The sequence below is a fragment of the Streptomyces sp. NPDC050315 genome (genome assembly GCF_040655775.1).
Classification (GTDB): Bacteria; Actinomycetota; Actinomycetes; order Streptomycetales; family Streptomycetaceae; genus Streptomyces.
In genome coordinates, this window is record NZ_JBFAKN010000006.1 from 224,103 (window position 1) to 237,314 (window position 13,212).

Annotated in this window: 15 protein-coding genes; 8 read left to right on the forward strand and 7 right to left on the reverse strand. The window is 72.0% G+C overall.

Annotated features, from left to right (window positions below):
* Window positions 1-9: 9 nt before the first annotated feature.
* The 5 genes from AB0I82_RS23280 to AB0I82_RS23300 all read left to right on the forward strand — a co-directional run bounded on the left by AB0I82_RS23280 (window position 10) and on the right by AB0I82_RS23300 (window position 4,255).
* The gene (locus tag AB0I82_RS23280; RefSeq protein WP_363259276.1) at window positions 10-981 is read left to right on the forward strand and encodes an MEDS domain-containing protein; all 972 of its coding nucleotides are present in this window, start codon (window positions 10-12) and stop codon (window positions 979-981) included.
* 139 nt (window positions 982-1,120) lie between these two features.
* Window positions 1,121-1,618, forward strand: a complete 498-nt coding sequence (locus AB0I82_RS23285; protein ID WP_363259277.1) for an ATP-binding protein — start codon at window positions 1,121-1,123, stop codon at window positions 1,616-1,618.
* A 315-nt stretch (window positions 1,619-1,933) separates the two neighbouring features.
* Window positions 1,934-2,137 (forward strand): cold-shock protein, encoded by a 204-nt coding sequence (locus tag AB0I82_RS23290; RefSeq protein ID WP_363259278.1) that lies wholly within the window; start codon window positions 1,934-1,936, stop codon window positions 2,135-2,137.
* 209 nt (window positions 2,138-2,346) lie between these two features.
* A complete protein-coding gene (locus tag AB0I82_RS23295) occupies window positions 2,347-3,882 on the forward strand; it encodes a DEAD/DEAH box helicase (protein ID WP_363259279.1) in 1,536 nt (511 codons plus the stop codon).
* Between the two features lie 61 nt (window positions 3,883-3,943).
* Window positions 3,944-4,255 (forward strand): SCO5918 family protein, encoded by a 312-nt coding sequence (locus AB0I82_RS23300; RefSeq protein ID WP_363259280.1) that lies wholly within the window; start codon window positions 3,944-3,946, stop codon window positions 4,253-4,255.
* Window positions 4,256-4,370: 115 nt separating this feature from the next.
* Here AB0I82_RS23300 and AB0I82_RS23305 read toward each other — a convergent pair whose 3' ends face one another.
* Window positions 4,371-4,745: a hypothetical protein gene (locus AB0I82_RS23305; RefSeq protein ID WP_363259281.1), complete on the reverse strand. Its 375-nt coding sequence runs from the start codon at window positions 4,743-4,745 to the stop codon at window positions 4,371-4,373.
* Window positions 4,746-4,987: 242 nt separating this feature from the next.
* Between AB0I82_RS23305 and AB0I82_RS23310 the strand changes: the two genes are divergently transcribed.
* A complete protein-coding gene (locus AB0I82_RS23310) occupies window positions 4,988-5,326 on the forward strand; it encodes a MerR family transcriptional regulator (RefSeq protein ID WP_363259282.1) in 339 nt (112 codons plus the stop codon).
* An 18-nt stretch (window positions 5,327-5,344) separates the two neighbouring features.
* On the opposite strand, the gene AB0I82_RS23315 is transcribed toward AB0I82_RS23310, so the two are convergent.
* Window positions 5,345-5,746, reverse strand: a complete 402-nt coding sequence (locus AB0I82_RS23315) for a hypothetical protein (protein ID WP_363259283.1) — start codon at window positions 5,744-5,746, stop codon at window positions 5,345-5,347.
* A 604-nt stretch (window positions 5,747-6,350) separates the two neighbouring features.
* Between AB0I82_RS23315 and AB0I82_RS23320 the strand changes: the two genes are divergently transcribed.
* Both AB0I82_RS23320 and AB0I82_RS23325 read left to right on the forward strand, forming a co-directional pair.
* Window positions 6,351-6,461, forward strand: coding sequence for a GTP-binding protein (locus AB0I82_RS23320; protein WP_363259284.1), 111 nt, complete (start codon window positions 6,351-6,353; stop codon window positions 6,459-6,461).
* A 9-nt stretch (window positions 6,462-6,470) separates the two neighbouring features.
* The gene (locus AB0I82_RS23325; protein WP_363259285.1) at window positions 6,471-7,352 is read left to right on the forward strand and encodes a DUF72 domain-containing protein; all 882 of its coding nucleotides are present in this window, start codon (window positions 6,471-6,473) and stop codon (window positions 7,350-7,352) included.
* Here the strand turns inward: AB0I82_RS23325 and AB0I82_RS23330 are convergent.
* From AB0I82_RS23330 to AB0I82_RS23350, 5 genes are read right to left on the reverse strand one after another with little or no spacing between them, the layout of a single operon-like run.
* Window positions 7,276-8,988 (reverse strand): ATP-binding cassette domain-containing protein, encoded by a 1,713-nt coding sequence (locus AB0I82_RS23330; RefSeq protein ID WP_363259286.1) that lies wholly within the window; start codon window positions 8,986-8,988, stop codon window positions 7,276-7,278. The two genes, AB0I82_RS23325 and AB0I82_RS23330, sit on opposite strands and share 77 nt — an antisense overlap.
* Window positions 8,985-9,809, reverse strand: coding sequence for an ABC transporter permease subunit (locus AB0I82_RS23335; RefSeq protein WP_363259287.1), 825 nt, complete (start codon window positions 9,807-9,809; stop codon window positions 8,985-8,987). Before AB0I82_RS23335 ends, AB0I82_RS23330 begins: the two co-directional genes overlap by 4 nt.
* Window positions 9,806-10,783, reverse strand: coding sequence for an ABC transporter permease (locus AB0I82_RS23340; protein WP_363259288.1), 978 nt, complete (start codon window positions 10,781-10,783; stop codon window positions 9,806-9,808). The genes AB0I82_RS23335 and AB0I82_RS23340 overlap by 4 nt, the downstream gene beginning before the upstream one ends.
* The gene (locus AB0I82_RS23345) at window positions 10,780-12,372 is read right to left on the reverse strand and encodes an ABC transporter substrate-binding protein (protein WP_363259289.1); all 1,593 of its coding nucleotides are present in this window, start codon (window positions 12,370-12,372) and stop codon (window positions 10,780-10,782) included. Before AB0I82_RS23345 ends, AB0I82_RS23340 begins: the two co-directional genes overlap by 4 nt.
* Before the next feature lie 37 nt (window positions 12,373-12,409).
* Complete coding sequence (locus AB0I82_RS23350; protein WP_363259290.1) at window positions 12,410-13,201, reverse strand: class I SAM-dependent methyltransferase; 792 nt, start codon at window positions 13,199-13,201, stop codon at window positions 12,410-12,412.
* Window positions 13,202-13,212 lie beyond the last annotated feature (11 nt).

A 13,212-nucleotide genomic window follows, 5' to 3' on the forward strand; every position in this document is an offset into this window, starting at 1 on the left:
GCCAGAACGATGAACCAGCCGGAACACCGGCCTCCTGCCCCACCCATCAAGCATCACGTCGGCGTCCACTCCTCGGACGAGGAGTTCCTGACGGTCGTCGTGCCGTTCCTCCGGGAGGGCATCGCGGCCGAGGACGAACCGGACCCCTTGGCCATCACCACGCCACGCAAACTCGACCTGTTGCGGGATGCACTCGGGTCCGACGCCCGCCACGTGGACTTCCTCGACTCGGCGCGCTGGTACCGCGGAACACCCGCGAACGGCCTGGCCTTCGCCCTCGACTACTACGCGGCGCACGCGGGTCCCCAGGGCCGGATCCACATGACGGGCGAGCCGGTGTGGGACGGCCGCTCCCCACGCCAGATCGCCGATTGGACCCGGTACGAGGCACTGTGCACCGAACTCTTCACCGGGTACCCGCCCGACCTGATGTGCCTGTACGACACCCGCACGGCGCCGCCCGCCGTCGTCGACGCCGCCCGGCGCACCCACCCCACGGAACTGGGCCCGGACGGAGTCCGCGCCAGCCGGCTCTTCACAGAGCCGCGCGTGTACGCGGCCCTGAGCTCCGACCCGCTGCCGACGCCGCCGCCGGACGCGGCGCGGCTGAGCCCGCCCGGGGACACGGCCATGAGTCACCGTTTCGTCGCCGAACAGGCCCTGGCACGCGGCATGACCGGTGAGGAGGCCGGCCGGTTCGGGGAGGCGGTATCCGGCGCCACGGCCTATGCCGCGTCCCAGGGCTGCGCCGATGACGCGTCCATGGTGCTGTGGTCGACGCGGGAGCGCATCGTCTGCGAGCTGCGCACCTCGCGCGGGCGTATCACCGACCCGTTCCTCGGCTTCCGCCCGCCGGGCCCCGAGGCACGGCCGGACGACGGACTCTGGCGCACCCGTCAGATCTGCGAGTTCGTTGACCTGTTCGCCGGTGAGCAAGGCTGGAGCATCCGCATGGAGGCGGCTCTCGTGCCCTCCGGTTGACGAAGCCGGAGGCGGAACCGGGTAGTTCCCCCCTGTTCCGCCTCGGCCGGCCGACGCATGGTTGATGCGTGAAGGGGCGGAACTGCCCGTGCTCCCGCCCTCGGAACTTCCGGGCCCGATCGGCCGAAGAGGAAGCGACATGCGCAATGCCCATGCACCTGATCGGCCGTTGGCGGACGGCGGCTACTCCACGTTTCTGGGGCCCGGCGCGCCCTCGGTGCGGGAAGCCCGGGACGCCGTCCGCACGTGGCTTGCCGAGTACGGCCTGCACGACGCGGTGGAGACCGCCGAGCTCCTGGTCAGTGAACTCGCCACCAACGCCGTCCTGCACGCCCGGAGCCGCTTCCGGCTCACCCTCACCCTGTGCCGGGGCGTGCTGCGGTGCGAAGTGGCGGATCAGGTACGGGACGCGCCGCCGCCGGGGCGGGCAGGGGCGTGCGAGGACAGCGAGAACGGCCGCGGCCTGTTCCTGGTCGACGCGCTCTCCGAGCGGTGGGGGAGCACCCTCCTCGAGGACGGCCAGGGCAAGTGCGTCTGGTTCGAGCTGGCCGCCGTCGCGTCGCGAGCCGTGACGACGGCACGGTGGCAGGGGACGACCGCGCCGGACCCAGAGGTTGCCTGCCGGAGCACGGCATGAAACGCACGACGTACCTGCGCCGGTGCGCGCGGCAATATCTGTGGCCGCCGAGAGAGAAATCAGCGCGAGGCGCGCTGAGAGTTTCTTGCGCGGGAAGCGGAGTGGAATTACTCACCCCTCAGTACCGACCGTACCGTGCTACTGTCGTTACCAGTTGCAGTTGTGGTTCCCAAAACTTCAAGTGCCCGCACCGTGTTTCCGTACCGGTGGGAGCGCTTTTTGTGTTTCCGGTCTTTTTCCGGCGGGGTGATCATCGCGGCGACATGGAGTCCGCAAAGTGCAGACTCCAGGAACTGCCCCGAAGGAGAAATTGACATGGCTACTGGCACCGTGAAGTGGTTCAACTCGGAAAAGGGCTTCGGCTTCATCGAGCAGGACGGCGGCGGCCCCGACGTCTTCGCCCACTACTCGAACATCGCCGCCCAGGGCTTCCGTGAGCTCCTCGAGGGCCAGAAGGTGACCTTCGACATCGCGCAGGGCCAGAAGGGCCCGACGGCCGAGAACATCGTTGCCGCCTAAGGCTGACGCAGTACCGCAGCTGGGGCCCGCACCTTGGGGTGCGGGCCCCAGCTCGTTGCTTTCCCGCAATTCTTCTGTTCCGCTGCCGGTCGGTCATTACCGACCAGGCCCGGTTCATATTTCACCCGGCTCGTTCTCGCAATTCTCCGCGCTGTGTACTCGCTGCGGGTTTTCCTTGATACGCGCCGCATCAAGGAAGGTTTCCCCAAATGAAGCGCACTCGCGGAAATGATCGCTACGCCCGTTCTCGTAACGGTGGTTCCGGCTCCGGTGGTTCCGGCGGCGGCCGTTTCGGCGCACCGTCCTCCGGCCGTTCCGGTGGCCCGCGCCGTTCCGGCGGTAACGGGCGTCGGCCGGCCGCTCCTCAGGGGGAGTTCGCGCTGCCGGTGACGGTCACCCCCGCGCTGCCCGCCGTCGAGGCGTTCGCCGATCTCGACATGCCGGCGCAGCTGCTGGCCGAGCTCGGTTCGCAGGGCGTGACCACGCCCTTCCCGATCCAGGCGGCGACGCTGCCGAACTCTCTTGCGGGCCGGGACGTGCTGGGCCGGGGCCGCACCGGTTCGGGCAAGACCCTTGCCTTCGGTCTCGCGATGCTGGCCCGTACGGCAGGGCAGCGTGCCGAGCCGCGCCGCCCGCTGGCCCTGGTCCTCGTACCGACGCGTGAGCTGGCCCAGCAGGTCACCGACGCGCTCACCCCCTACGCCCGCGCCCTGAGGCTGCGGCTGGCCACGGTGGTCGGCGGGATGTCGATCGGCCGGCAGGCCGGTGCGCTCCGCGGCGGTGCGGAGGTGGTGGTCGCGACGCCGGGCCGTCTCAAGGACCTCATCGACCGCGGCGACTGCCAGCTGAACCAGGTCGGCATCACCGTGCTGGACGAGGCCGACCAGATGGCCGACATGGGCTTCATGCCGCAGGTCACCGCGCTGCTGGACCAGGTGCGCCCCGAGGGCCAGCGGATGCTGTTCTCGGCCACGCTGGACCGCAACGTCGACCGGCTGGTCCGCACCTACCTGACCGACCCGGTGGTCCACTCCGTCGACCCGTCCGCGGGCGCGGTGACCACGATGGACCACCACGTGCTGCACGTGCACGGCACCGACAAGCACCGGCTGACCACCGAGATCGCGGCCCGCGACGGCCGGGTGATCATGTTCCTGGACACCAAGCACGCCGTCGACAAGCTGACCCAGCACCTGCTCAACAACGGCGTCCGCGCCGCCGCCCTGCACGGCGGCAAGTCCCAGCCGCAGCGCACCCGCACCCTCGCCCAGTTCAAGACCGGCGATGTGACGGCGCTGATCGCCACCAACGTCGCGGCCCGCGGCATCCACGTCGACAACCTCGACCTGGTCGTGAACGTCGACCCGCCCCAGGACCACAAGGACTACCTGCACCGGGGCGGCCGCACGGCCCGCGCCGGCGAGTCCGGCAGCGTCGTCACCCTGGTGACCTCCCAGCAGCGCCGCGACATGAGCCGCCTGATGGCCACCGCGGGCATCACCCCGCAGATCACCCAGGTCCGCTCCGGCGAGGCGGAACTCAGCCGCATCACCGGCGCACAGGCCCCCTCGGGCATCCCGGTCACCATCCCCAAGCCGGCCGCCGCGGAACGCCCCCGCAGCGGCAGCCCCTCCTCCTCCCGCGGCCGCCGCAGCCGCAGCGCCCAGAACCGGCGCACCGACCGCACGCGGCGCGGCCCCGGTCAGCGGCAGTCCGCCCCCGCCTCGGGGGCCGGCTCGCGCTGATCGTCCCTGTCCCTGTCCCTGTCCCTGCCAGCCGGCCCCTCTCCCCTGTTAGTGAGGCATCATGCGCTGCATCATCGCTCGTTTCCCGTTCGACCTGACCAAGGATGGGGTGCTGGCCGCCATGAAGGGCGTCAAGCCGGAGCTCGTCACGGGTGACTCGGTGGTGATCGGCCGCCGCCAGTACCCCGTCAAGCAGGTGGGCGCGGTCATCACCCGGCAGGACCGCCGCGACTTCTCCGCGGGCGAGGTCACCCGGGCCATGACGCGGCTCGGCTTCACGTGCCACACCGCCGAGACCGAGGCCGCACCCGCGGAGGCGCTCACCCCGCTGGAGGCCGCATCGGCACTGCTCGGGACCGCCACCCCCGAGTAGCGGCGACGGCGTCAGTACACAGCTCAGTACCGCTCAGTACAGCGAGGAGGGCCCTGCCGGTGTGCGCCGGCAGGGCCCTCCTCACGTGTTCGTTCGCCTCAGGGACGCGTACCTCTCAGTGGTCGGAGTAGCTGAAGTCGCCGACGGTCCACGCGCTCACATCCTGGATCGCGACGCGGTACATCCCGCCCGTCTCCGGGATCCCGATGCTGCCCTGCAGGATGCGGGCGACATGGAAGTGCAGGTGCGTGGGGGTTTCGGCGTGGTCGGGGCGGCGCTGGGTCCCGTCGTTGGTGAAAATGCCGGCGAACGGGCCGAGGCGCGCCGAGTCCGACAGGACCTCCGACACCCGCTGCCGCCACAGGGCTTCGGGGGCCAGCCGGCCGGTGATGACCGCGCTGCTGGTGACAACGGTCAGGGGCATCTGATTGCTTTGCTCGGACTCCACCATGGCGGCGATGTCGACGAGCAGCACGTCAGGGTTCGACATGAGAGCCGATTCTATTCAGGGGCGCGGTCCGGCGGATCCCTCCGGCCCCCCGAATGCGCTGAAATCTCTCCTCGCCGGAGTAGACATTGCGCGGCCGCACGGTGAAGGCTTCGCTCGCAGCCGTCGGCCCCACGAGCTCCGGCGGCCGGGCGGATGGTGTTGAATTTCCCGCGGGGCCCTGCTGCCGGGGCCCTGACGCCGCACGGCACCAAGGCCCTCGACAGTCGGATCGACGAGGTGAAATGACAGCAGGAAACCCGCTCAGTGGTCGGCTGGACGACGACGACTACCCCGCGTACACCATGGGACGGGCCGCCGAGATGCTCGGCACCACTCCCGGGTTCCTCCGCGCCATCGGGGAGGCCGGGCTGATCACCCCGCTCCGCTCGGAGGGCGGACATCGCCGGTACTCCCGCTACCAGCTGCGGATCGCCGCCCGCGCCCGCGAGATCGTGGACCAGGGCACCCCGGTCGAGGCCGCGTGCCGCATCGTCATCCTCGAGGACCAGCTCGAAGAGGCCCAGCGCATCAACGCCGAGTACCGCCGCGCCGAGGGCAAGCCGGAGGACGGCGCGCACTGAGCCGGATGCGCCCGGGCGTTATTCGGCCCAGCGCAGGCAGACGGCGGCGACCCAGCGGCCGCCGAAGGGCTTGCTCAGCTTCGCCCAGCGGTTGTCGCCGCCGCATTCCTTGTACTTGCCGCCGTTCCTGATCTCGTTGACGCAGACGGAGACGCCCTTACTGATGTTGCCCACCTCCTTGTAGGACTTCCCGGGTCCCTTGCGGGCGGTCAGCTTGATCTTCGTCGTGTGCCGGTAGCACTTCGCCACGGCGTGGGTTCCGGCCTTTGTTTCGGCCTTCGTTTCGGCCTTCGTTTCGGCCCGGGCTCCGGCCTGCGTGTCGGTCTGCGCGGCAGCAGTAGCGGTCCCACTCGCCGTACTCATGACGACAGCGCCGCTCAGCAGCGCGGAACAGACGGCGGCGGTGGTCCGGTACCTCATACGCTCTCTCCCGTTGACGTATTCCTGTGGGGTGTTGGGCGATTCCACCGTGACACCCGTTGCCGGACTCTGTAAATGGTGCTGTGCGGACGGGAGTTGCGCCCGATCGAGCCACTCCGGCCGGGTCCGAGCGGCAATCCGCCGGTCGAGTATGGGCTGCTCACCGAGGGGGTATCAGAGCACGGTCAGCGCCCTTCAAGGGGGGATTCAGAATGACCACACCGCCTCAAGAGTGTGTCGTACTCGATATTCCGGAGGGATTACGGCTGAACCTCTTGGGTCTTGTCGTCGAAGTCGGCCAGGTACGGATAGTCGCTGACCGGGCGGGTCTGCTCGGCAACCTCTTGGCGTCCCTGACCTGCGGCGGCGGCACGTCCGCAGTCAGGAGCGGCCCACACGCATAGGAACGGAACCACCGCTGCCTCGTCCCGCGCACGTTCGGGACGAGGCAGCGCGGCGCCCACCGATAAATGCGTTGCCGGGCGGACGGGGGTCTGCCGCACTGCCGGAGGTCACTGAACCCACCGAAGGGAGACGGAAATGCGGACGACATTCATGTCCCAGCAGCAGGTAATCGCCGCCCATTCGGAGGACATGACACTCGGTGCAGAGGTTGAACCCGGGAATTCCGGCGCACGTCGACGCCGGTAAGACGAGCCTGACCGAGCGGCTACTACAGGCCGCCCGGGCGGTGAGCGCCCGGGAGCGCGGGTAGCCGGGCGCCATGGGTGGAATTGCCGTAGGGGTGTGCGGGTGGACGGACCCGGCGCTGGTGCGCAGTGGCTGGTACCCGGCGGGGAGCCGGGGCGCGGAGGGGAGGCTGCGCTATTACGCCGAGCGGTTTCCTGTCGTGGAGGCCGACGCGACGTACTACGCGCTGCCCAGCGCGCGGAACAGCGAGCTGTGGGCCGCACGCACGCCGGCCGGCTTCCGCTTCGACGTCAAGGCGTTCTCGCTCCTCACCGGGCACCCCACACGGGCGGCGGCGCTCCCCGCCGACCTGCGCCCGGCCTTCGCCCGCGGCCCGCGAAACCCGCGAGACGCCGATCCGGCGCTGCTCGACGAGGTGTGGGCGCGGTTCAGCGGAGCGCTCGCACCGCTGCGGAACGCCGGCCGGCTCGGCACGCTGTTGTTCCAGTTCCCGCCGTGGCTCGCGCCGGGCGCGCGGGCCGAGGAGTTCCTCGAACGGTGCGCGGAACGTACGGACGGCTGGCCCGTCGCCGTCGAGTTCCGGCATCCCGACTGGTGGCGACGGGAGGCGGCCGACCGCACCACGGCGCTCCTCTCGGGGCTCGGCATGGCGGCCGTGGCCGTGGACATGACGCAGACGCTCCCGGCGTCCGTACCGCCCGTCACCCCGGTGACCTCGCCCGGCACGGCCGTGGTCCGCTTCCACGGCCGGAGCGAGGCATGGGGCACGGGCAGCAAGGAGGACCGCTACCGGCACGCCTACACGACCGCCGAACTGACCGAGTGGATACCGCGCATACGCTCACTGACCCACCGCGCCGACACCGTCCACGTCCTGTTCAACAACTGCTGTGGCGATGCGGCGGTACGTGCGGCGGAGACGATGCGGGGACTGCTGCCAGAGACGGGGCGCTGAGGATCCGCCGGGTGGGGCCGTGGTCCGCGAGACGGCCGCTCTTGATGACGGCGGTGCGGGTGGACACGGCGGCGGTTTCGCGGTCGTGGGTGATCAGGACCAGGGCGAGGTCCGGGCGGGTGCGGAGGAGGTCGGTGAGGAGGGTGAGGAGGGCGCGGCGGGTCACGGTGTCCAGGCCCGAGGTGATCTCGTCGCAGATCAGGACGCGGGGGCGGGCCAGGAGGGCGCGGGCCAGGGCGGCGCGCTGGAGTTCGCCGCCGGAGAGCTGCTGGGGGCGGCGGCGTACGAGGTCGGCGGGGAGGCCGAGATCGGCCAGGGTGTCCGCGGCCTCGGTCAGGGCCGCGGCGGCGGGGACGTGCCGCAGCCGGACGGCCGTGCGGGCCACCTGGTCCAGGACCGGGCGGTGCTCGTCGAAGGCGGCGCGGGCGTCCTGGAAGACGTACTGGACCGCCGCGAGCTCCGCGCGGGTGCGGGACCGCAGGCTGCGCGGGAGCGGCACGCCGTCGAGCAGGATCTCGCCGTCGTGGGTGCGGTGCAGGCCGGCCAGGCAGCGGCCGAGGGTCGTCTTGCCGCTCCCGGACCGGCCGACGACGGCCAGGCACTCGCCGGGCTGGAGGGTGAGGGCGGGGACGTGCAGGACGGGGGTCCGGTGGTGGCGGGCGGTCAGGTCGCGGATGTGGAGGAGGGGAGCGACGGGGGCATGGGGAGTTCCCTGGATGCCGGGGGCATCGGGAGTTCCCTGAATGTCGCGGTCCTCGGGGGTCTCCTGGAGGTCGGGGGTGTCGGAGATGTCGGCGGCCTCGGCCGCGCGGCCTGAGGGGGTGGCCCTGTCGGAAGCCGGCGGGGCGTCGTGCCTGGGAGCCGCGTCCGCGAACAGTTCGCGGGTCCATTCGTGTTGGGGCGACTGCCGGACCTGCTCCGCCGGGCCCGATTCCACGACGCGGCCCGCGCGCATGACGTAGAGGTCGTCGGCGAGGGCGCGGACGACGTCCAGGTCGTGGCTGAGGAGGAGGACGGCGATGCCCTGCCGGGCCAGGCCCGCGAGCTGTTCGACGATGCGGCGCTTGGTCAGGTCGTCCTGGCCGGTGGTCGGCTCGTCGGCGATCACCGCGCGGGCGCCGGTGAGCAGGGCCTGGGCGAGGACGAAGCGCTGCTGCTGGCCGCCGGAGAGCTGGTGCGGGTAGCGCCGCAACAGCGGTTCGGCGTCCGGGATTTGGGCCTGTGCGCAGGCCTGCAGGACGCGTTCGGTGACGGCCGTGCGGCGGTCGCGCCGGGGCAGGTCGCGCACCTGGGCGCGGGCGATGTCGCGGAGCAGGGCGTCGACCCGGCGGGCGGGGTTGAGGGCGGCGGCCGGGTGCTGGGGCACATAGCCGATGAGGCCGTCCGGTACGCGCACGTCGCCGGTGACGCGGGCACCGGACGGATACTCGCCCAGCAGCGCCAGCCCCGTGGTCGTCTTGCCGCTGCCGGACGCGCCGACGAGCGCGGTGATCCGCCCGGGGTACAGCCCCAGGGACACCCCGTCGACGATCGCGCGGCCGGGCCCCGTTTCGGTGTCGATCACGACCCGCAGGTCCTCGATCTCCGCGACCGGGTCGCCGGTGGGCAGCAGGGAAGTGTCGGTGGCCCCGTTCACGTGCGAGTTTCCTTTCGTGCCGAGGACCGCGTGCGAGCCAGCGCCGCGTCGAAGAGCAGGTTGCCGCCCATGGTCAGGGCGACGATCAGTACCGCGGGCAGGACGACGGCCCACGGCTGGACGAACAGGCCCGTGCGGTTGCGGTCGACCATCACCGCCCAGTCGGCGGCGTCCGGGGCCACGCCGACGCCCAGGAAGGCGGCGGTGGCCACGAGGTACAGGACGCCGGTCAGCCGGGTGCCGGCGTCGGCGGCGAGGGTGCGCAGGGCCGAGCGGCCGACGTAGCCCACGGCCATCCGCCACCAGGTCTCGCCCTGCATCCGCAGCGCCTCGACGGCGGGGCGGGCTGCCGCCTCGGCCGCGGTGGCGCGGATGATGCGGGCCGCGTCCGGGATGTTCACCAGGGCGACGAGCAGGGCGAGTCCTGCCGTCCCGGGCGAGAACACGGCCGCGGCGAGGAGGATCAGCAGCAGGGACGGGATTGCCAGGAGCACGTCCAGCGGGCGCATCAGGAGCTCTTCGAGCCAGCCGCGGTGGGTCAGGGCGGCGGCGAGGCCGAGCGGCAGGGCTACCGCGTACGCGAGCGCGGTCGCGGACAGCGCGGTGAGGACGACCGTACGGCCGCCGAGCAGCACCTGCCGCCAGACGTCCCGGCCGACGAAGTCGGTACCGGCCCAGTGCCCGTCGCCGAGGGTGAAGGAGGCGCCGCGCGGGCCGGGTTCGCCGGCGAGCAGCGGGCCGAGGAGGGCGATCAGCAGCGGTACGGCGGTGAGCAGGAGGGCGAGCGCGAAGCGGCCGGATCCGCGGGTACGCATGGTCATGCGGCCACCGCCGCTCGTGGGGTGAACCGGCGCGCCACCAGGTCGGCGCCGAGGTTCAGGACGACGGCGGTGAGCCCGAAGACCACCGCAAGGCCCTGGATGACCGGGACATCGCGCTCGGCGACCGCGTTCATCAGAACCGTACCGAGGCCGGGGATCACGAACAGCGCCTCGACGACGATGACGCCGCACAGCAGCCAGTCGATCGTGCGCGCCAGCTGCTGCGCCGCGGGGGCGAGGGCATTGGGGAGGGCGTGCGTGTACCGGACGCGCGCGCCCGCGATGCCGTACCGGCGGGCCTGCGCGGCGTACGGCGACGCCAGCGCGTCGATCATCCCGGCCCTCACCAGCCGGGCCAGCGAGCACACCGGCCGGGCGAGCAGGACGAGGACCGGGAGGACGAGCGCGGCGGGGTGGGCGAGCAGGTCGGTGCCGTAGCCCACGGCGGTCGGCGGCAGCCAGCCGAGCCGGAGCGCGAAGACCGTGACGAGCAGCACGCCGAGCGCGAACTCCGGTACGGCGTAGACGCCCAGGGTCGCGGAGCTGATGAGGCGGTCGGCGAGCCGGCCCTCGTGGCGCGCGGCGAGCACGCCGAGGCCGACGGAGACCGGGATCAGCAGCGCGACCGTCAGGGCCGCGAGCAGCACGGTCGGGCCGAAACCGTTCGCGAGGTAGGTGGCGACCGGGCGGCCGGAGGTCAGGGAGGTGCCGAGGTCGCCGTGGAGGAGGCCGGCTGCCCACGCGACGAGGCGTTCGTGGGCGGGCCGGTCCAGGTGCAGGGCCTCGCGGATGGCCGCGACGCGGGCCGGGTCGGGCTGGTCGCCCGCGAGGGCCACGGCCGCGTCCCCGGGCAGCGCCTCGGTCAGGGCGAAGACCAGCAGTACGACGGCCACGGTCTGGCCGGCGCCGAGCAGCAGCCGGCGGACCACCCAGGCCCGCAGGCCGGTACCGCGAACCTCTTTGGTGGCACTCACGCCAGCCACACCTTGTCGAACCGGGCCCAGTCCAGCGTGTTGGCGGGCGCGTCCCGCGCGACGCCCCGGACGTTCTTGGCCGTGCCGAGGATCCAGTCGGCGAAGCCCCAGACCAGGAAGCCGCCCTCGGTGTACAGCCGGCGCTGCATCCGCTCGTAGACGGCCGCCCGGTCCTTCTTGTCCTTGGTCGACTGGGCCTGCTGGTAGAGCGCGTCGAAGTCCTTGTGGTGCCACTGGGTGGCGTTGGTGGTGGAGTCGGTGAGCAGGCGCTGGGAGATGTGGGACTCGATGGGCATGGCGCCGGAGCGGTAGCTGGCGAACGTCCCGGAGTCCAGGGTGTCGGTCCAGAAGGTGTCCTTGCTGCCCACCTTGACCTTCACGTGCACGCCGGCCTTGGCGGCCTGGTCGCGGAAGATGGACGCGGCCTCGGTGAAGCCGGCGGCGACGGGCGAGGTGTCCAGGGTGACCTTCAGGCCCTCGGCCCGCGCCTTCTTCAGCAGGTGGCGGGCCTTGTCGAGGTCCTGGGTGCGCTGCGGCAGGCCGTCGGCGTAGTACTCGTACCCCTTGCCGAAGAGGTCGTTGCCGATCTCGCCGGCGCCGGACAGCGCGCCCTTGACCAGCTCCTCGCGGTCGGCGATCAGGTAGAACGCCTCGCGCACCCGCTTGTCGTCGAACGGCGCCCGGTCCGTCTTCATCGCGAACGCCTGCATGGCGCTGTTGCGCAGCCGGACGATCTCCACCTGGCCCTTGCCCTCGTGCGCCCGCCCGGTGGTCGGGTTCAGCTCGTGGGCGTACTCGACCTGGCCGCCCAGGAGGGCGTTGACGCGGGCCGACTCCTCGTTGGCGATCACGAACTCCAGCCGCTCCAGGTGCGGCGCGCCGTCCCAGTACTCGTCGTACCGCTCGACGACGGCGGACCGGCCGGGCGTGAAGGAGACGAAGCGGAACGGGCCGCTGCCGACCGGCTTGTCGTCGAAGTGCTTCGCGCCCTCGGGAACGATGTACGCGCCGAACGCGGCCAGCACATTGGGGAATTCGGCGGTGGGCCGCTTCAGGACGAATTCGACCGTGCGGTCGTCCACGGCCCGGCTCGCCTTGAGGTCGATGGGCTCCAGGGACGCCTTGGCGCGGAACGCCTCCTTCGGGTCGGCGATGCGGCGGTAGCTGTACAGGACGTCGGCGGCGGTCACCGGCTTTCCGTCGTGGAAGGTGGCCTTGCGCAGCTTCACCCGCCAGCGGTCCAGGCCGTCGTTGGGCTCCCAGGAAGCGGCGAGGCGCGGCTGCGCGGAGAGGTCGGCGCCCTGGTCGGCGAGCTTGTCGAAGAGGGCCTTGGCTCTGGCGGCGTCGGCGAAGAGGTTGGTGCGGTGCGGGTCGAGGGTCTCGCTCGCGCCGCCGCCGGCGAACGCGGCGCGCAGCGTGCCGCCGCGCCGGGGCTTGCCGTCGCCGCCCGCGGCGGCACCGGAGCCGCCGGGGCCGCCGCAGCCGGCCAGCGCGAGCGCGCCGAGCCCGGCCACGCCGCCGGCGGCTGCGAGGAATCCCCGGCGGCGCAGGCCGGGGAAGCGGGAGTCGTCGAAGGGGGCGTTGGGCATGGCGGTGTCCTTGCTGTGAGAGTCGGGTGACGAACGGTCAGGCAGGGGACATGAGGCGCGCGACAAGGTGCAGGCGGTCCGCGTCCAGGCGCTCGCCCGGGGGGTCGCCCTCCCGCCACGCGGGTTCGGTGCGCGGGCCCGGCCCGTCGTACAGCGCGACCACCTCGAAGCCGTGCGCCGCGAGCACGTACCGCAGCTCCTGCGGGAGGAGCAGCCGCCAGGCGGAGCGCTGTTCGACGGGTGCGGAGCCGTCGTCGGCGGTCCAGACGCGGGTACGGCGCAGCAGCTGCGCCGCGCGGTCGACGTACAGGGTCGTGGTGGACTCGTACGCGACGCCCTGCCAGGCGAAACGGCGCACCGCCGGCGCGTCGAGGATCTCCGTACGGCCCAGGAAGAACGCACCGTTGCGCATCTCGGCGACGAGCAGTCCGCCGGGTGCCAGGCTGCGCCGGCAGGAGGCGAGGAAGCCGTCGAGGTCGTCGTTGGTGTGGCAGTACAGCAGCGCGCTGTCCAGGCAGACGACGGCGTCGAAGGACCGCTCGGGGAAGCGGAAGCCGCGCAGGTCGGCAGGTACGTACGAGGGTCCGGGGTGATGCGTACGGGCGTACGCCAGCATCGCCTCCGAGAGGTCGGCTCCGACGACGGAGCGGCCGGTGCTGTGCAGGTACGCGGCGTCGCGCCCGGTGCCGCAGCCGATGTCCAGGACGCGCGGCCCGGAGCCGTACCGGCGCAGGCAGTCCGCGGCCCAGCGCCCGGCCAGTCGTTCGGTGTCGGGGAACCGGGCCTCGTACAGCTCCGGGTTGTCGGTCAGCAGGTTTCCGCTGCTCACGGCGGTTCCTT